This is a genomic window from Enterobacter cloacae complex sp. 302F9, assembly GCF_050030335.1.
Classification (GTDB): domain Bacteria; phylum Pseudomonadota; class Gammaproteobacteria; order Enterobacterales; family Enterobacteriaceae; genus Enterobacter; species Enterobacter hormaechei_C.
In genome coordinates, this window is sequence record NZ_JBLGUC010000001.1 from 340,510 (window position 1) to 357,869 (window position 17,360).

Below are 17,360 nucleotides of genomic sequence, written 5' to 3' on the forward strand. Positions count from 1 at the left end.
CTGTTTGGGTGATAACAGACAGGGTTAACTAATAACAAACTATTTACGAGCACACTGTGAAAAAACATTTTAAATTTTCGATGGTTAGCATCGCTGTCTCCTTTTTTATGGCAAATCAGGCGGGAGCAGCCAATACCTGGACGGAAGCGCGTAGCGACGCAATGGGCGGAACGGGTGTCGCGGCAGGGAGCTATGGCAGCGGGGCGTTAATCAACCCCGCGTTACTGGCAAAATCTAAGCCAGAGGATGATGTGACGGTCATTTTGCCGTCCGTTGGCGTGCAGGTGACCGATGAAGACAATCTTCAGGACGAGATTGATACCATTAACGACAAAATCAATCATTACAAGGATGTGGTTGATAGTCTGACCCCCATTGAAGTTATCACCAATCCATTAGGTTCGATCAATCAGTTCCAAGGCGCAGCGAAAGATCTCGCTGATGAACTGGACTACCTGAAAGGCAAGACCGCACACGCCACCGCTGGGGCAGGGATTGCCGTCAGTATCCCTAACGATGTTCTTTCCGTGGCCTTTATGGCAAAAGGCTATGCCCATGGCCGGGTCAGCTCTTCAATCGATCAGCAGGACATTGATTATCTGCGCGGTATACAACGAAGCGATGCGGTGGCTGCCGGTGTGGCGCTGGATGCCGCGCTAAACGGTACCGATCAGATCACCAAAAACCTTAACTCTACGGCGTCTGGTCGGGCGGCGATTGTGTCCGACTACGGTATTGCGGTGGCCCGTCAGTTCGATCTTGGCGGCGTTCCGGTTTCCGTTGGCGTCACGCCGAAGCTGCAAAAAACCTGGCTCTATAACTACACCACTTCAATCTACGATTACGACAGTAATAAGTGGAACGACAGCCGCTACCGTACCGACGACACTGGCTTCAACGTCGATGCCGGTATTGCTGCTGATTTCGGTGAAAACTGGACGGTCGGCGTGAGCGGGCAAAACCTGATGTCGCGCGATATCGATACCAAAGATATCCGCATCCGCAACGGGCGTACGGGAGAGGTGGTGAGTTATAAAGACACTTATCAGATCCGTCCGCTGGTCACTGCCGGGGCCGCCTGGCACAACGATCTGGTCACGCTGACCGCAGATGGCGATCTGACCGAAACCAAGGGCTTTAAAAGCGAAGACACCTCCCAGTACGTTGGCGTTGGTGCCGAAGTCACGCCGCTGAGCTGGCTGGCAGTACGCGCCGGTTATCGTGCGGATATGAAAGGGAACGACAGCAACGTCTTTACCGGCGGTGTCGGTTTCGCGCCGTTCAACTCCGTCCACGTTGACCTGATGGGGCTTTATGGCGAAGACGAGACCTGGGGCGCAGGGGCACAGTTGAGCATGACGTTCTAAAGTACACCGGAGGCGCTGCGCCTCCGGCTTTTCTTTGTGCTATAGTAGCGCCCCTTTTCCACCAGATGCTTAAAACTTCGTCATGTCGTCAGAACTCCAGACCGCTTTCCCTGCACACCGTTTCTCCATTGCGCCAATGCTCGACTGGACGGACAGACACTGCCGCTATTTCCTGCGTCAGCTCTCCCGCCATACGCTGCTGTACACCGAAATGGTCACTACCGGCGCAATTATTCACGGCAAGGGCGATTATCTGGCGTACAGCGAAGAGGAGCATCCGGTTGCGCTGCAACTGGGTGGCAGCGATCCGGCTGCGCTGGCGCAGTGCGCGAAGCTGGCTGAAGAACGCGGCTATGACGAGATTAACCTCAACGTCGGTTGCCCGTCCGACCGTGTGCAAAACGGTATGTTCGGCGCGTGTCTGATGGGTAATGCACATCTGGTGGCGGACTGTATCAAAGCGATGCGCGACGTCGTCTCTATCCCGGTTACGGTCAAAACCCGTATCGGCATAGACGACCAGGACAGCTACGAGTTCCTGTGTGATTTCATCAACACCGTATCAGGGAAGGGTGAATGCGAGATGTTTATCATCCACGCCCGTAAAGCCTGGCTCTCTGGCCTCAGCCCGAAAGAAAACCGCGAGATCCCGCCGCTGGACTACCCGCGCGTGTACCAGCTAAAACGCGACTTCCCGCACCTGACCATGTCGATCAACGGCGGTATTACGTCGCTGGACGAGGCCAAAGCGCATCTCGAACATATGGATGGCGTGATGGTCGGACGCGAGGCGTATCAGAATCCGGGCATTCTGGCGATGGTTGACCGGGAAATCTTTGGCGTTGACGGTGCTGACACCGATCCCGTGGCGGTAGTGCGCGCCATGTATCCGTACATTGAGCGCGAGCTGAGTCATGGTACGTATCTGGGCCACATTACCCGCCATATGCTTGGCCTGTTCCAGGGCATTCCTGGCGCGCGCCAGTGGCGTCGTTATCTCAGCGAGAACGCGCATAAAGCCGGTGCGGATATTGAGGTCCTGGAACACGCGCTGCGTCTGGTTGCGGATAAACGTTAAATTTCGCTAAAAGATGGTCAAATACGCCACGCCCTGCAATACATTGCGGGGCGTTTTGCTTTCAGAACAACGACTTATTTTTGGCATGCTTCTTGTAATGATCGCAGCATCATTCGGGAACTCGTGGGAGAGCACCATGCTGGAACTACTTTTTGTGATTGGCTTCTTTATCATGCTGATGGTCACGGGCGTGTCGCTGCTCGGTATTCTGGCCGCGCTCGTTGTGGCCACGGTGGTGATGTTTATCGGCGGTTTATTTGCCCTGACGATTAAACTCTTGCCGTGGTTACTTCTGGCGATTGCAGTGGTATGGGCGATACGGGCGATTAAATCGCCAAAACTGCCCACTTATCAGCGTAATAACCGCTTCCGTTACTAAGGTATTGAGGGGTACGTCACATACCTGCAACTTTTCCGGCAGCAATCCTTAGAACAGAATAGGATTTACTTATCGAATCTGTCACTATGGCTGCCGCTAAAGAATTCATCGAGCTGTACCCTACATACAGCCGAACTAAAAAAAGAAAGGGCTTCCCACGGGAAGCCCAATTTCTTTTTATGGCTCAGGGAATTAACAGACTTGATCCCTGCGTTGCCCGGCTCTCCAGCACCTCATGCGCGCGCTGCGCATCGGTCAGCGGATATTTCTGCGCCTCTGCCACATCCACTTTAATTACCCCACTGGCGATCAGCGAGAACAGCTCGTTGCTGGCTTCCTCAAGTTCTTCCCGGTTGGTGATGTAACCTTGCAGGGAAGGGCGAGTGACGTATAGCGACCCTTTCTGATTCAGAATGCCCAGGTTGACGCCGGTGACTGCCCCGGAGGCATTTCCGAAGCTCACCATTAGCCCGCGACGTTGCAGGCAGTCCAGCGAAGATTCCCAGGTGTCTTTCCCCACCGAGTCATACACCACGCGGACCTTTTTGCCGCCAGTGATCTCTTTCAGCCGCTCAACGATGCTCTCTTCCCGGTAGTTGATCACCTGCCATGCGCCCGCGTCCAGCGCGCGCTGCGCTTTTTGCGCGCTGCCTGTGGTGCCGATCAGCTTCGCGCCCAGGGCTTTCGCCCACTGGCAGGCAATCAGCCCCACGCCACCTGCGGCTGCGTGAAAAAGGAATTGCTCGTCAGGCTTAATTTCGTAGGTTTTGCGCAGCAGATAATAGACCGTCAGCCCTTTCAGGAATGAGGCGGCAGCCTGCTCGAAGCCGATCGCATTTGGCAGAAGCGCCGCTTTCTCGGCCGGAACGTTATGGATGGAGCTGTAAGCGCCCAGCGCCGACTGCGCGTACACCACGCGATCGCCTTCCTTAATGTGCTTAACCGCGCTGCCCACTTTGCTGACGATACCGGCCGCCTCGGTGCCCAGTCCGCTCGGCATCGACGGAGGCGGATAGAGGCCGCCGCGAATATAGGTATCGATGTAGTTAATGCCGATCGCTTTGTTTTCCACCTGGATTTCGTTCTCGCCAGGCGCAGCGGGGGTAAATTCCACCGCTTTGAGTACGTCAGGGCCACCATGCTTGTGAAATTCAATACGTGTTGCCATGCTTCCTCCAGAATGTGGTAATCTTTCGACCCACTCTTTATCTCGGTAACTCCATTCACTATGGCAGGAAACAAACCCTTCAACAAACAGACTGAACCTCGTGAGCGTGATTATCAGGTCGCCGGGTTAAAAGTCCCGCCGCACTCGATTGAAGCGGAACAGTCGGTGTTGGGCGGTTTAATGCTGGATAACGAACGCTGGGACGACGTCGCCGAGCGTGTTGTCGCGGAAGACTTCTATACCCGCCCGCACCGCCATATCTTTACGGAAATGGCGCGTTTGCAGGAGTCGGGCAGCCCTATCGACCTGATTACGCTCGCAGAATCGCTGGAGCGTCTGGGACAGCTCGACAGCGTTGGCGGATTTGCCTATCTGGCAGAACTGTCAAAAAACACGCCAAGTGCCGCGAACATCAGCGCTTACGCTGATATCGTTCGTGAACGTGCCGTTGTCCGCGAGATGATCTCGGTGGCGAATGAGATCGCCGAGGCCGGTTTCGATCCCCAGGGGCGCACCAGCGAAGATCTGCTCGACCTGGCGGAATCCCGCGTCTTTAAAATCGCCGAAAGCCGTGCGAACAAAGACGAAGGCCCGAAAAATATCGCCGATGTGCTCGACGCCACGGTTGCGCGTATTGAGCAGCTTTTCCAGCAGCCGCACGATGGCGTGACGGGGGTGAACACCGGTTATGACGATCTCAACAAGAAAACGGCAGGTCTTCAGCCATCGGATTTGATTATCGTCGCGGCGCGTCCGTCGATGGGTAAAACGACATTTGCGATGAACCTCGTCGAAAACGCGGCGATGTTGCAGGATAAGCCGGTGCTTATCTTCAGTCTTGAGATGCCCTCTGAACAGATCATGATGCGTTCTCTGGCGTCCCTGTCGCGTGTGGATCAGACCCGCATCCGTACCGGTCAGCTGGACGATGAGGACTGGGCGCGGATCTCCGGTACCATGGGGATTTTGCTGGAAAAACGGAACATCTATATCGATGACTCCTCCGGCCTGACGCCGACGGAAGTGCGTTCCCGCGCGCGCCGTATCGCCCGTGAACACGGTGGCATCGGCCTTATCATGATCGACTACCTTCAGCTGATGCGCGTTCCGTCGCTTTCCGACAACCGTACGCTGGAGATTGCCGAGATTTCCCGCTCGCTCAAGGCGTTAGCCAAAGAGCTGCACGTGCCGGTGGTGGCGCTATCGCAGCTTAACCGCTCTCTGGAACAACGTGCAGACAAGCGCCCGGTCAACTCCGACCTGCGTGAATCCGGCTCCATCGAGCAGGATGCCGACTTAATCATGTTCATCTACCGTGATGAGGTTTATCACGAGAACAGCGATCTGAAAGGGATCGCCGAAATTATTATTGGTAAGCAACGTAACGGCCCCATCGGTACGGTACGTCTGACCTTTAACGGCCAGTGGTCGCGTTTCGACAACTATGCCGGTCCTCAATATGATGATGAGTAATTTCTAAGGAATTCAAATGCAAGCGGCAACTGTTGTTATTAACCGCCGCGCTCTGCGACACAACCTGCAACGTCTGCGAGAACTGGCGCCCGCCAGTAAGCTCGTTGCAGTCGTGAAAGCGAACGCTTACGGACACGGTCTTCTTGAGACCGCGCGAACGCTCCCCGATGCCGACGCTTTTGGCGTCGCCCGTCTCGAAGAAGCTCTCCGCCTGCGCGCAGGTGGAATTACGCAACCGATTCTGCTCCTCGAAGGCTTTTTTGAAGCCTCGGACCTGCCGACCATTGCCGATCAGCACCTGCACACGGCGGTGCATAACGAAGAACAGCTGGCCGCGCTGGAAACGGCTGAACTGAGCGAGCCGGTCACCGTCTGGATGAAGCTCGACACGGGCATGCACCGTCTGGGCGTGCGGCCGGAAAGCGCGGAGGCGTTTTATCAGCGTCTGAGTCAGTGCAAAAATGTGCGTCAGCCGGTGAACATCGTCAGCCACTTTGCCCGCGCCGATGAGCCTGAATGCGGCGCAACGGAACAGCAGCTTGATATCTTCAACACCTTCTGCGAAGGCAAACCGGGGATGCGCTCGATCGCGGCATCCGGCGGGATCCTGCTATGGCCGCAGTCGCACTTCGACTGGGCGCGTCCGGGCATCATTCTTTATGGCGTGTCGCCGCTGGAGAACAAACCCTGGGGGCCGGACTTTGGCTTTAAGCCGGTGATGTCGCTGGTTTCAAAGCTGATTGCCGTGCGTGAGCACAAAGCGGGAGAGCCGGTAGGTTACGGCGGCACCTGGATCAGCGAGCGCGATACGCGTCTTGGCGTGGTGGCGATGGGCTACGGTGACGGCTATCCCCGCGCCGCACCAACGGGCACGCCGGTGCTGGTCAACGGTCGCGAAGTAAAGATTGTCGGCCGCGTGGCGATGGACATGATTTGTGTTGATCTGGGGCCCGACGCGCAGGATAAAGCGGGGGACGATGCGGTAATGTGGGGTGAAGGCCTGCCGGTAGAGCGTATTGCTGAAATAACAAAAGTGAGTGCTTACGAACTTATCACGCGCCTTACCTCAAGGGTCGCAATGAAATACGTCGACTAAGCATGAGCGGGATGAGATGCATCCCGCTTCTGTTAACATCCCCTCGATCTTCTTCCGCTTCCGGTTTATTGTTGAATGCCCTGCCTCATAATAATCCGGAGAACATCGCGTGTTTCAGAAAGTAGACGCCTACGCCGGCGACCCTATCCTCTCCTTGATGGAGCGTTTCAAAGAAGATCCTCGCAGCGACAAAGTGAACCTCAGCATTGGTCTTTACTACAACGAAGACGGCATCATTCCTCAGTTGAAAGCCGTTGCCGAAGCTGAAGCGCGTCTGAACGCAACCCCGCACGGTGCTTCGCTTTATCTGCCGATGGAAGGATTAAACACCTACCGCAACACTATCGCGCCGCTGCTGTTTGGTGCGGACCACGCGGTGCTCGCGCAAAAGCGCGTGGCGACTATCCAGACGCTGGGTGGCTCGGGTGCGCTGAAGGTAGGCGCAGATTTCCTGAAAAAGTACTTCCCGGATTCCGGCGTGTGGGTCAGCGACCCGACGTGGGAAAACCACGTTGCGATCTTCGAGGGCGCGGGCTTTAAGGTGGCGACCTATCCGTGGTTCGACAGCGAAACCAACGGCGTGCGCGTTGATGCGCTGCTGGAAAAACTGAACACCCTGCCGGAGCGCAGTATCGTATTGCTGCATCCGTGCTGCCATAATCCGACCGGTGCGGACCTCACCAATGCCCAGTGGGATGCGGTGATCGAGATACTGAAGGCGCGTAACCTGATCCCGTTCCTCGACATCGCCTATCAGGGCTTTGGCGCGGGCATGGAGGAAGACGCCTATGCCATTCGCGCGATTGCCAGCGCGGGGCTTCCCGCTCTGGTCAGCAACTCGTTCTCAAAAATCTTCTCCCTGTACGGCGAGCGCGTTGGCGGCCTGTCCGTGGTGTGTGAAGACGCCGAAGCCGCGGGACGCGTACTCGGTCAGCTGAAAGCGACGGTCCGCCGTATCTACTCCAGCCCGCCGAACTTTGGTGCGCAGGTGGTGGCGACAGTTCTCGGTGACGAAACGCTGAAAGCGTCCTGGCTTGCGGAAGTGGAAGCGATGCGTAAGCGCATCCTGTCGATGCGTCAGGAGCTGGTTAACGTCCTGAAAGAGGCCGTGCCTGGGCATAACTTTGATTATCTTCTCAAGCAACGCGGGATGTTCAGCTACACCGGACTGAGCGCAGCGCAGGTCGATCGCCTGCGCGAAGAGTTCGGTGTCTACCTGATCGCCAGCGGCCGTATGTGCGTGGCGGGTCTGAATGCCAGCAACGTCCAGCGCGTGGCGCAGGCGTTTGCATCCGTAATGTAAGCATTCACTTACTTGCATACTGTATGTAGGCCGGGTAAGGCGTAGCCGCCACCCGGCTTTTTTGTTCGCGTCGGTGCCAGTCATTGCCCGGTGGCGCTTCGCTTACCGGACCTACACGTTTCTTCTGCGCTTTGTGATCGTCTTCTTTTTATTCAGCCCCATAAGTAAAAACTCCTTTCCTTCCCCTACCGCTGGGGTTATGGTCGGATAGTTTTTTGACCATCCGCTCAAAATAAAAAGATAACAAACTGAATATTCAGGGGAAAATATGCGCAAGATCACACTGGCGCTCAGCGCCGCCTGCTTATTGTTCTCGCTTAATAGCGCCGTTGTTGCACGGGCTTCTGCACCCACGCCGCTTTACACCGGCACTACCGCCGCCATTCTTGCCGAACAGGCTCCCATTCACTGGGTTTCAGTGGCACAAATCGAAAATAGCCTGACGGGTCGCCCGCCGATAGCCGTGGGCTTCGATATTGACGATACCGTTCTCTTCTCCAGCCCCGGTTTCTGGCGCGGTAAAAAAACGTACTCCCCGGACAGCGAAGCCTATCTGAAAAAACCGGAATTCTGGGAAAAGATGAACAACGGCTGGGATGAGTTCAGTATCCCGAAAGAGGTTGCCCGCGCGCTGATCGCCATGCACGTAAAGCGCGGCGACAGCATTTACTTCGTGACCGGACGTAGCCAGACCAAAACCGAAACCGTCTCGAAAACGCTACAGGATGATTTCCTGATCCCGGCGGCCAGCATGAACCCGGTCATTTTTGCCGGGGACCAGGAAGGGCAAAACACCAAAACCCAGTGGCTGGAAAAGAAAAATATCAAAGTGTTCTACGGGGATTCAGATAACGACATCACCGCGGCGCAAGACGTGGGAGCCAGAGGCATCAGGGTGTTACGCGCCTCGAACTCCACCTACCGACCGCTGCCGATGGCCGGAAAATTTGGTGAAGAGGTGATTGTTAACTCTGAATACTGATGTATTAACGGCGGGGTGAATGCTTTTTTAAGCAAATCTCGCTGCGCGGGTTTTACCTTTCGCTTTCTTGCTGCACACTTAGAAAGATTCACCTTTCATAATGGAGCAGCACATGTGGTATCAACAGACCCTGACCTTAAGCGCAAAACCACGCGGATTTCACCTTGTGACGGACGAAGTCATCGGGCAAATCCGCGACCTGTCGCGCGTCAAAACGGGTTTGCTGCATCTGCTGCTTCAGCACACGTCTGCTTCTCTCACGCTCAATGAAAATTGCGATCCCACCGTCCGGTCCGACATGGAGCACCATTTTCTGAAGAGCGTCCCGGACAACGCGCCTTATGAGCATGACTATGAGGGGGCGGACGATATGCCTTCGCACATCAAATCCTCTTTGCTGGGCGTCTCGCTGATGCTGCCGGTCCACAACGGACGGCTACAGCTGGGAACGTGGCAGGGGATCTGGCTGGGAGAACATCGCATTCACGGTGGTTCGCGTAAAATTATCGCAACGCTACAAGGGGAATAAAGATGACAATTTCGGAGATACTTCAGTACTGCATGAGCAAGCCGGGTGCGGAACAAAGCGTTCACAGCGACTGGAAAGCCACGCAGATCAAAGTGGGGGATGTGTTGTTCGCGATGGTGAAAGAGGTGGATGCGCGGCCTGCGGCATCACTGAAAACCAGTCCGGAACTGGCCGACTTACTGCGCCAGCAGCACGATGATGTCAGGCCAAGTAAGCATCTGAATAAAGCGCACTGGAGTACGGTGTTTCTCGACGGCTCGCTGCCAGATTCGCAAATTTACTACCTGGTGGATGCGTCGTATCTACAGGCGGTAGAACTGCTGCCGGAAACGATCCGACAGCAGCTCTCCGTGTGACGATTACAGCAACGGTTTGAGGAAGCGCGCGGTGTGCGAGGCTTCGCACTCTGCAACGGTCTCTGGCGTACCGGAGACGAGGATTTCACCGCCGCCGCTGCCGCCTTCCGGGCCGAGATCGACAATCCAGTCAGCGGTTTTAATCACGTCCAGGTTGTGCTCAATCACCACGATGGTGTTGCCCTGATCGCGCAGCTGGTGCAGCACGTCCAGCAGCTGCTGGATATCCGCAAAGTGCAGGCCGGTGGTCGGCTCATCCAGAATATACAGCGTCTGACCGGTACCGCGTTTGGACAGCTCACGCGCCAGCTTCACGCGCTGCGCTTCACCGCCGGACAGCGTTGTCGCTGACTGCCCCAGACGAATATAGGTCAGACCCACATCCATCAGGGTTTGCAGCTTACGCGCCAGCGCAGGGACGGCGTCAAAGAACTCGCGCGCCTCTTCGATGGTCATATCCAGCACTTCGTGGATGGTCTTGCCTTTGTACTTAATCTCCAGCGTTTCGCGGTTATAACGCTTACCTTTGCACTGGTCGCACGGCACGTAGATATCCGGCAGGAAGTGCATCTCAACCTTGATTACGCCGTCGCCCTGGCACGCTTCACAGCGGCCGCCGCGCACGTTAAAGCTGAAACGGCCTGGCGTATAGCCGCGTGAACGCGCTTCCGGCACGCCGGCAAAGAGTTCACGTACGGGCGTAAAGACGCCGGTATAGGTCGCCGGGTTGGAACGCGGCGTACGGCCAATCGGGCTCTGATCGATGTCGATAACCTTGTCGAAATGCTCCAGCCCCTGAATGTCGCGGTACGGCGCAGGCTCGGCCAGCGTCGCGCCGTTCAGCGCCGTCTGCGCAATTGGGAACAGCGTATCGTTGATCAGCGTCGATTTACCGGAACCGGACACGCCGGTGATGCAGGTAAACAGCCCGACAGGCAGCGTCAGGGTCACGTCCTTCAGGTTGTTGCCGCGCGCCCCGGTCAGCTTCAGCACTTTTTCCGGGTTCGCCGCCACGCGCTGTTTCGGCACTTCAATTTTGCGCTTGCCGCTCATGTACTGGCCGGTCAGCGACTCGGGCACCGCCATGATGTCTTTCAGCGTCCCTTCCGCGACCACCTGGCCGCCGTGTACGCCTGCGCCCGGGCCGATATCGATCACGTGGTCCGCGGCGCGGATCGCATCTTCGTCGTGCTCGACCACGATTACCGTGTTGCCGAGGTTACGCAGGTGAACCAGCGTGCCGAGCAGGCGTTCGTTGTCGCGCTGGTGCAGGCCGATAGACGGCTCATCCAGCACGTACATCACGCCGACTAAGCCCGCGCCAATCTGGCTCGCCAGACGGATACGCTGGGCTTCACCGCCGGACAGCGTTTCAGCCGAGCGGGAAAGCGTCAGGTAGTTCAGACCGACGTTCACGAGGAACTTGAGGCGATCGCCGATCTCTTTCAGCACTTTTTCAGCGATTTTCGCGCGCTGACCGGAGAGCTTCAGGTTGTTGAAGAAGTCCATCGCGTGGCCGATGCTCATGTCTGAGATGGTCGGCAGTGCCGTGTTTTCGACAAACACGTGACGCGCTTCGCGACGCAGACGTGTACCCTCGCAGGTGGCGCAGGAGCGGTTGCTGATGAACTTCGCCAGCTCCTCACGCACCGCGCTGGATTCGGTCTCTTTGTAGCGGCGCTCCATGTTGTGCAACACCCCTTCGAATGGGTGGCGACGCACGGAAGTGTCACCGCGATCGTTCATGTACTTGAACTCAATATTCTCTTTGCCGGAACCGAACAGGATCACTTTATGTACGTTCGCGCTCAGGCTGGCCCACGGGGCTTCAACGTCGAACTTATAGTGCTCAGCCAGCGATTTCAGCATCTGGAAGTAGTAAAAATTACGCTTATCCCAGCCGCGAATAGCGCCACCCGCCAGCGACAGTTCCGGGTTTTGGATCACACGGTCCGGGTCGAAATACTGCTGAACGCCCAGGCCGTCACAGGTCGGGCACGCGCCCGCCGGGTTGTTGAACGAGAACAGGCGCGGTTCCAGCTCGCGCATGCTGTAGCCGCAAATCGGGCAGGCAAAGTTGGCGGAGAAGAGCAGCTCTTCCGCTTTCGGGTCGTCCATATCGGAGACCACGGCCGTGCCGCCAGAGAGTTCCAGCGCCGTTTCAAAGGACTCCGCCAGACGCGTCGCCAGATCTTCACGTACCTTAAAGCGGTCAATCACCACTTCGATGGTGTGTTTCTTTTGCAGCTCCAGCTTTGGCGGATCGGACAGGTCACACACTTCGCCGTCGATACGGGCGCGGATATAGCCCTGGCTTGCCAGGTTCTCCAGCGTTTTGGTGTGCTCGCCCTTACGCTCTTTAATGATCGGCGCCAGCAGCATCAGGCGTTTGCCTTCCGGCTGCGACAGTACGTTATCCACCATCTGGCTGACGGTCTGGGCCGCCAGCGGGACGTCGTGGTCCGGGCAGCGCGGCTCGCCCACGCGCGCATACAGCAGACGCAGGTAGTCATGGATTTCGGTAATGGTACCGACCGTGGAGCGCGGGTTATGCGATGTGGATTTCTGCTCAATGGAGATAGCAGGGGACAACCCTTCAATGTGGTCGACATCCGGTTTTTCCATCAGCGACAGGAACTGACGCGCGTACGCCGAGAGCGATTCAACGTAACGACGCTGTCCTTCGGCATACAAAGTGTCGAAAGCCAGTGAGGATTTGCCAGACCCCGAAAGCCCGGTCACGACGATGAGTTTGTCGCGAGGGATTATGAGGTTGATATTCTTGAGATTATGGGTGCGGGCGCCCCGAACTTCGATCTTATCCATTCACCTTTCCCGGTTGGAACACGGATTGCCTGATTTGTTTGAAGGACAAACGGCTGTCAGAAACGGCTAATTATGACACAAAATGACCTGTTTGAATATACAGTATTGGAATGCATTTTCTGATTCACTATGTAACAATGTCGAGTTCGCGGGAGAACTCTGGAACGTGCTACGCAACTATCAAAGTGCAGCATGGAAATGGTACACTCGCGCGTTTACACTATTAAGAAACGTATTCAGGAGACACGAACATGGCCAGCAGAGGCGTAAACAAGGTGATTCTCGTCGGTAATCTGGGCCAGGACCCGGAAGTACGCTACATGCCGAGTGGTGGCGCAGTTGCCAACATTACGCTGGCTACTTCCGAATCCTGGCGTGATAAAGCGACCGGAGAAATGAAAGAGCAGACCGAATGGCACCGCGTTGTGCTGTTTGGCAAACTGGCCGAAGTGGCCGGTGAGTATCTGCGTAAAGGTTCTCAGGTCTATATCGAAGGCCAGCTGCGTACCCGCAAATGGACCGACCAATCCGGCGCTGAGAAGTACACCACGGAAGTGGTGGTGAATGTGGGCGGCACCATGCAAATGCTGGGTGGCCGTCAGGGCGGTGGCGCACCGGCAGGTGGCGGTCAGAATCAGCAGCAGGGTGGTTGGGGTCAGCCTCAGCAGCCTCAGGGCGGCAACCAGTTCAGCGGCGGCGCGCAGTCCCGTCCGCAGCAGCAGTCTGCTCCGGCACCGTCTAACGAACCGCCAATGGATTTCGACGACGATATCCCGTTCTGATATCCAGACGCGTGAAAAACAAAAAACCCAGACAATGTCTGGGTTTTTTTATAACAGGCTATCAGGTAATCACCATCGGCCAGTCTGGCGGAGTGTGGCTCATGGCTTCAACCATCACCACTTTAATGTTTTCCCAGACGGCGGCAATGTCTACCAGCGTAATGCCAAGCAAACCTGTCGCGAACCAGCATGCGGCGCCCAACCCTAACAGGGTGCTAATCACAGCAAGACCTGCATAGTCGGACTTTCGAAACTGAATGTTTAACGTGCTGGCCAGGAACATCAAAACCGCGCTCAACAACGGCCAGCGCAGGAGCACCATGCTGGTGGTAATGGTTGCCATAAAACCCATCCTCGACAAAACAGACGAACTGGAATGAAACAATGTTTCTCGTTACATAAGATGTGTGAACTATATCACATTTGCTGTTTTATTCGCCAGTATCCGCGTGAGGTGAAAGTGGGATTATTGCCGGGGAAAATATATCGTCGTCGCTCAGAACGACGTCTGGTCGGAATTTTTATTTTTATTTCATCCAGATAGTATAACCTTTGCAAAACGCCATCGGCTGTATAGCGTTTACAGCAGTATATCTATGGATTATGCTTGTGTGGAACAATAAATGTACCCGCAAAAATAATTCATCGCATTGAATTAATTGGCTTTTTTGGATTTTGTATTCTTTGTTTTACACTCGGCATGCTCTTTGATTTCGTGGTCTTATTCTTTTATTCAGATATGAATTATTGCGGTTGCTCTCTCGATTAATGACCTGCGAAAAGATAATGAAAGAAAAAAGACGCGAGATTATTAACGACAGCATGCAGGCGCTGCACGCCCTGGCGAAGCTGATGCCGCAACTCAACGCGCAGTGTTCGCCGGTTGAAATGCTGGAAATTATCAACAGCGCACTGGGGGCAAATCTCTCATGGGTCAGTGTCGAATCCGCAGACGGGCCGCGCGTGGTTTGTGCCGGCGACGTGACGTGTCACGCCTTTAACGTGGCGGATTTTCTTGCCAGCACCCTGTTGCAGCGGCATCACCGCGCCTGGCGGGTGATCTACTGGAAAGAGCATATTGGCCGGGCGGTATTTTCCCCTCAGCACCCAGGCTATGCGCGGCTGCAAAGCGGCGTGCTGTGTAAATTCTCAGCGCATGGCAGACAGTGCAGTGGTTATTTCTTTTTGGCTTTTAATGAAAAACTGACCTCGTTGCCGATATTGAAAAATATCGTGGTGGTATTGGTTGAGAAGCTAAAAGATTATTTTGATGACATCATCGTGCGGGAAAAAACGGCGCAGGAAATGCAGCGCGTCGTCACGCAATATAAAACCTTATTTGAGCGTGCTCCGGTATTAATGAACGCCTTTGACAGGCATAACCGGTGTGTATTGTGGAATGCCGAATGCGAAAAAGTCTTTGGCTGGAGTATGACTGAAATCGGCGAGCATCCCGATCCGCTGGCCCTGTTTTACCCGGATCCTGAGGAGCGACAGCGCGTGCAGGAGTCGGTTCGTTTCGCACCACTTAAGGATATGTACGAATGGCACCCGGTGCGTAAAGACGGGACGCAGTTAACCATTCTCTGGTCAAACATCCTTTTGCCGGATAACTCCATTCTCAACATTGGCCTGGATATCACCGAACGTAAAAAAGCAGAACAGCAGCTGACCGTCAAAGCCACCACGGACGATCTGACGGGCTGTCTGAATCGCTCGACAATCTTACAGCGGCTCAAAATGGCGCTGGCAGCCAGTTCGCCGCAGGATGTCAGTAGCCACTTCTGTCTCCTGATGTTCGATCTCGATTATTTCAAGCAGATCAACGATCGGTGGGGACATCAGGTTGGCGATGCGGCATTGATCCACTTTTGCGACCGTATTCGCGAGGTGAGCCCGGCCGGGTCGGCGCTGGGACGGGTGGGGGGCGAAGAGTTTGTTCTTCTGCTGGCGCACACGGATGGTATGGCCGCTACGTTGCTCTCTTCCCGGCTGCGTGCCGCGCTGATCTCAAAACCGCTGCGTGTGGGCGATAAAACGCTGGTACTCTCTTTCAGCGCCGGGGTGGTTGAAGTCTGTCAGGGGCAACGGGATACTTCTGCCATACTGATGCGTGCCGATAAGGCATTATATGACGCCAAGCGTACGGGAAGAGGAAAAACGGTCCTGGCGTCTGATTATTTATAAATCAGCATAAGAACAAAGAGCAGGCTATTTCAGCCAGCGAATTTTCCACACCTGTCGCGGGTAATTATTTTCCTTATCAGAAACGAAATGAATACTTTTAGTTTGGCTTACGGGAAAATATTATCGGCATCACGAATTTTAGGATTTTTAATACCAAAAGTCAGTTGCTAACTTCCCATGATTCATGCAACGTAATCACCTGTTTATCAAAGCAGCCGGTCTTCATTGCTACAGGCGTACAACATGCAGGGATACAGAGCGGGAAATGAATCGTAGCGCGCTGCGCAACATGCTCAAAGTGGTCGGGATTATCATGGTAGTTATGCTGCCGGTGATGCTTGCGCTATGGTTTGCCCAGCTTAGAGCCGTGTCGGAAATCAGCGCCCAGCTGCGCACGTTTGCTGAACTTGCTTTAAACAAAACTGAACGGGTTATTCAACAGGTTGATCTGGCCCGGGAAGACGCGGAAAAATATCAGGGAAAAGTGTGTACGCCGGAGCATCGTCAATATATGTTGAACGTTTCCCGCGGTCGTCTTTTTGTTGCCGATTTAATTTATGCTGAAGGCCAGGCGTTTCTCTGCTCGACCCTTTTTACGCCGGATCATCCTTACACCATTCCCGCTGCCAATTACACACGTAAACCCGACGTTGCTATCTATTATTTTCGCGATACGCCATTTTTTGATGGTTATAAAATGATATATATGCAGCGCGGAAATTATGTCGCAGTGGTCAACCCGCTTTCGTACAGTGAGGTGATGTCAGACGATCGTTCCCTGTCGTGGGGGGTGTATGACACCGTCAGCAATGCATTCTTTTCTGTAAGCCAGAAAGCCAATATTTCTTTATTGCATTCGATGCTTCGACATCAGGAAACGACTTTTCAGAAAGGTGACCGTTTTTATACGATCGTGAAATCCGGGCAGCGGCCGATTGCGGCCATCGTTTCAACCTCCAGCGCCCGTTTTTATAAAACGCTTTATCATCAGGCTACCCTGACGCTACCGCTGGGGATAATTTGCAGCATTATTATTCTGCTGGTGTGGTCGCGTACACACCGTGAATTCAATTCGCCTGGCCGACTTCTGCACCGGGCGCTGAATAAACGCCAGCTGTGCGTCCATTATCAGCCCATTATTGATATTAAAAATAACCAGTGCGTGGGGGCAGAGGCGTTGTTGCGCTGGCCTGGATTCAACGGTCAGGTTATGAGCCCGGCGGAATTTATTCCCCTGGCAGAAAAAGAGGGGATGATTGAGCGCATTACGGATTACGTCGTGGAGGAGGTGTTCAGCGATCTGGGCCATTTTCTTGCCACTCATCCCGATCTGTATGTCTCGATTAACCTGTCGGCGTCGGATTTTCACTCTTCGCGTCTTATCGCCCTGATCTCCGACAAAGCCCGCTTTTACTCGGTTCGCGCGCAGCAAATCAAAATTGAGGTGACGGAGCGGGGGTTTATTGACGTGCCGAAAACCACGCCGGTCATTCAGGCGTTTCGCCAGGCGGGGTATGAAGTGGCGATTGATGATTTCGGAACCGGCTACTCTAACCTGCATAACCTCTATTCGCTGAACGTCGATATCCTGAAAATCGACAAATCCTTTATCGATACCTTAACCACCAATAGCACCAGCCACCTGATTGCCGAGCACATCATTGAGATGGCGCAAAGCCTGCGGCTGAAAACCATTGCGGAAGGGGTCGAGACGGGGGAGCAGGTGAGCTGGTTGCTGAAGCGTGGCGTGCAGTATTGTCAGGGATGGCACTTCGCGAAAGCGATGCCGCCCCAGGCATTTATGGCCTGGCAGCAGCAACCCTTGCGTTAACAC

Annotated in this window: 15 protein-coding genes; 12 read left to right on the forward strand and 3 right to left on the reverse strand. The window is 54.9% G+C overall.

What is annotated here, in order from left to right:
- Nucleotides 1-80: 80 nt before the first annotated feature.
- The 3 genes from traF to pspG all read left to right on the forward strand — a co-directional run bounded on the left by traF (nucleotide 81) and on the right by pspG (nucleotide 2,824).
- Nucleotides 81-1,367 carry a conjugal transfer protein TraF gene (gene traF, locus ACQG0T_RS01640; RefSeq protein WP_176601513.1) on the forward strand — a complete coding sequence of 429 codons (1,287 nt, stop codon included), beginning with the start codon at nucleotides 81-83 and terminating at the stop codon, nucleotides 1,365-1,367.
- Nucleotides 1,368-1,449: 82 nt separating this feature from the next.
- Entirely contained in the window at nucleotides 1,450-2,445 is a 996-nt protein-coding gene (dusA, locus tag ACQG0T_RS01645; protein ID WP_271040520.1) for a tRNA dihydrouridine(20/20a) synthase DusA, read from the forward strand.
- Between the two features lie 136 nt (nucleotides 2,446-2,581).
- Nucleotides 2,582-2,824: an envelope stress response protein PspG gene (pspG, locus tag ACQG0T_RS01650; RefSeq protein WP_058685903.1), complete on the forward strand. Its 243-nt coding sequence runs from the start codon at nucleotides 2,582-2,584 to the stop codon at nucleotides 2,822-2,824.
- A gap of 184 nt (nucleotides 2,825-3,008) precedes the next feature.
- On the opposite strand, the gene ACQG0T_RS01655 is transcribed toward pspG, so the two are convergent.
- On the reverse strand, nucleotides 3,009-3,992 hold the full coding sequence (locus ACQG0T_RS01655; protein WP_003860300.1) for a quinone oxidoreductase: 984 nt from the start codon (nucleotides 3,990-3,992) through the stop codon (nucleotides 3,009-3,011).
- 60 nt (nucleotides 3,993-4,052) lie between these two features.
- On the opposite strand from ACQG0T_RS01655, the gene dnaB reads away from it, so the two are divergent.
- The 6 genes from dnaB to ACQG0T_RS01685 all read left to right on the forward strand — a co-directional run bounded on the left by dnaB (nucleotide 4,053) and on the right by ACQG0T_RS01685 (nucleotide 9,731).
- On the forward strand, nucleotides 4,053-5,465 hold the full coding sequence (gene dnaB, locus ACQG0T_RS01660) for a replicative DNA helicase (protein ID WP_003860298.1): 1,413 nt from the start codon (nucleotides 4,053-4,055) through the stop codon (nucleotides 5,463-5,465).
- A 16-nt stretch (nucleotides 5,466-5,481) separates the two neighbouring features.
- Complete coding sequence (gene alr, locus ACQG0T_RS01665; RefSeq protein WP_048219196.1) at nucleotides 5,482-6,561, forward strand: alanine racemase; 1,080 nt, start codon at nucleotides 5,482-5,484, stop codon at nucleotides 6,559-6,561.
- 109 nt (nucleotides 6,562-6,670) lie between these two features.
- Nucleotides 6,671-7,864: an aromatic amino acid transaminase gene (gene tyrB / locus ACQG0T_RS01670; RefSeq protein WP_017382625.1), complete on the forward strand. Its 1,194-nt coding sequence runs from the start codon at nucleotides 6,671-6,673 to the stop codon at nucleotides 7,862-7,864.
- Nucleotides 7,865-8,132: 268 nt separating this feature from the next.
- A complete protein-coding gene (gene aphA / locus ACQG0T_RS01675; protein WP_045907630.1) occupies nucleotides 8,133-8,846 on the forward strand; it encodes an acid phosphatase AphA in 714 nt (237 codons plus the stop codon).
- A gap of 112 nt (nucleotides 8,847-8,958) precedes the next feature.
- Nucleotides 8,959-9,375 carry a secondary thiamine-phosphate synthase enzyme YjbQ gene (locus tag ACQG0T_RS01680; RefSeq protein ID WP_017382627.1) on the forward strand — a complete coding sequence of 139 codons (417 nt, stop codon included), beginning with the start codon at nucleotides 8,959-8,961 and terminating at the stop codon, nucleotides 9,373-9,375.
- 2 nt (nucleotides 9,376-9,377) lie between these two features.
- Entirely contained in the window at nucleotides 9,378-9,731 is a 354-nt protein-coding gene (locus ACQG0T_RS01685) for an MmcQ/YjbR family DNA-binding protein (protein WP_017382628.1), read from the forward strand.
- Nucleotides 9,732-9,734: 3 nt separating this feature from the next.
- On the opposite strand, the gene uvrA is transcribed toward ACQG0T_RS01685, so the two are convergent.
- Nucleotides 9,735-12,557, reverse strand: a complete 2,823-nt coding sequence (uvrA, locus tag ACQG0T_RS01690; protein WP_015570187.1) for an excinuclease ABC subunit UvrA — start codon at nucleotides 12,555-12,557, stop codon at nucleotides 9,735-9,737.
- A gap of 251 nt (nucleotides 12,558-12,808) precedes the next feature.
- Between uvrA and ssb1 the strand changes: the two genes are divergently transcribed.
- Nucleotides 12,809-13,339 carry a single-stranded DNA-binding protein SSB1 gene (gene ssb1, locus ACQG0T_RS01695; protein WP_006177466.1) on the forward strand — a complete coding sequence of 177 codons (531 nt, stop codon included), beginning with the start codon at nucleotides 12,809-12,811 and terminating at the stop codon, nucleotides 13,337-13,339.
- Between the two features lie 61 nt (nucleotides 13,340-13,400).
- On the opposite strand, the gene ACQG0T_RS01700 is transcribed toward ssb1, so the two are convergent.
- Complete coding sequence (locus tag ACQG0T_RS01700; RefSeq protein WP_003860282.1) at nucleotides 13,401-13,682, reverse strand: YjcB family protein; 282 nt, start codon at nucleotides 13,680-13,682, stop codon at nucleotides 13,401-13,403.
- A gap of 443 nt (nucleotides 13,683-14,125) precedes the next feature.
- Between ACQG0T_RS01700 and ACQG0T_RS01705 the strand changes: the two genes are divergently transcribed.
- Together ACQG0T_RS01705 and ACQG0T_RS01710 are read left to right on the forward strand one after the other, a co-directional pair.
- Complete coding sequence (locus ACQG0T_RS01705) at nucleotides 14,126-15,526, forward strand: sensor domain-containing diguanylate cyclase (protein ID WP_032682226.1); 1,401 nt, start codon at nucleotides 14,126-14,128, stop codon at nucleotides 15,524-15,526.
- Between the two features lie 265 nt (nucleotides 15,527-15,791).
- Nucleotides 15,792-17,357: an EAL domain-containing protein gene (locus ACQG0T_RS01710; RefSeq protein ID WP_271040521.1), complete on the forward strand. Its 1,566-nt coding sequence runs from the start codon at nucleotides 15,792-15,794 to the stop codon at nucleotides 17,355-17,357.
- The last annotated feature ends 3 nt before the right edge of the window (nucleotides 17,358-17,360 follow it).

What these genes read in the sequence shown, in the direction of transcription:
- ACQG0T_RS01685 (WP_017382628.1), top strand. Translation starts at nt 9,378, where the DNA reads ATGACAATTTCGGAGATACTTCAGTACTGCATGAGCAAGCCGGGTGCG.
- ACQG0T_RS01680 (WP_017382627.1), top strand. Translation starts at nt 8,959, where the DNA reads ATGTGGTATCAACAGACCCTGACCTTAAGCGCAAAACCACGCGGATTT.
- ACQG0T_RS01700 (WP_003860282.1), bottom strand. Translation starts at nt 13,682, where the DNA reads ATGGCAACCATTACCACCAGCATGGTGCTCCTGCGCTGGCCGTTGTTG.
- dusA (WP_271040520.1), top strand. Translation starts at nt 1,450, where the DNA reads ATGTCGTCAGAACTCCAGACCGCTTTCCCTGCACACCGTTTCTCCATT.
- ssb1 (WP_006177466.1), top strand. Translation starts at nt 12,809, where the DNA reads ATGGCCAGCAGAGGCGTAAACAAGGTGATTCTCGTCGGTAATCTGGGC.
- pspG (WP_058685903.1), top strand. Translation starts at nt 2,582, where the DNA reads ATGCTGGAACTACTTTTTGTGATTGGCTTCTTTATCATGCTGATGGTC.
- traF (WP_176601513.1), top strand. Translation starts at nt 81, where the DNA reads ATGGTTAGCATCGCTGTCTCCTTTTTTATGGCAAATCAGGCGGGAGCA.
- dnaB (WP_003860298.1), top strand. Translation starts at nt 4,053, where the DNA reads ATGGCAGGAAACAAACCCTTCAACAAACAGACTGAACCTCGTGAGCGT.
- uvrA (WP_015570187.1), bottom strand. Translation starts at nt 12,557, where the DNA reads ATGGATAAGATCGAAGTTCGGGGCGCCCGCACCCATAATCTCAAGAAT.
- alr (WP_048219196.1), top strand. Translation starts at nt 5,482, where the DNA reads ATGCAAGCGGCAACTGTTGTTATTAACCGCCGCGCTCTGCGACACAAC.
- ACQG0T_RS01705 (WP_032682226.1), top strand. Translation starts at nt 14,126, where the DNA reads ATGAAAGAAAAAAGACGCGAGATTATTAACGACAGCATGCAGGCGCTG.
- ACQG0T_RS01655 (WP_003860300.1), bottom strand. Translation starts at nt 3,992, where the DNA reads ATGGCAACACGTATTGAATTTCACAAGCATGGTGGCCCTGACGTACTC.
- ACQG0T_RS01710 (WP_271040521.1), top strand. Translation starts at nt 15,792, where the DNA reads ATGAATCGTAGCGCGCTGCGCAACATGCTCAAAGTGGTCGGGATTATC.
- aphA (WP_045907630.1), top strand. Translation starts at nt 8,133, where the DNA reads ATGCGCAAGATCACACTGGCGCTCAGCGCCGCCTGCTTATTGTTCTCG.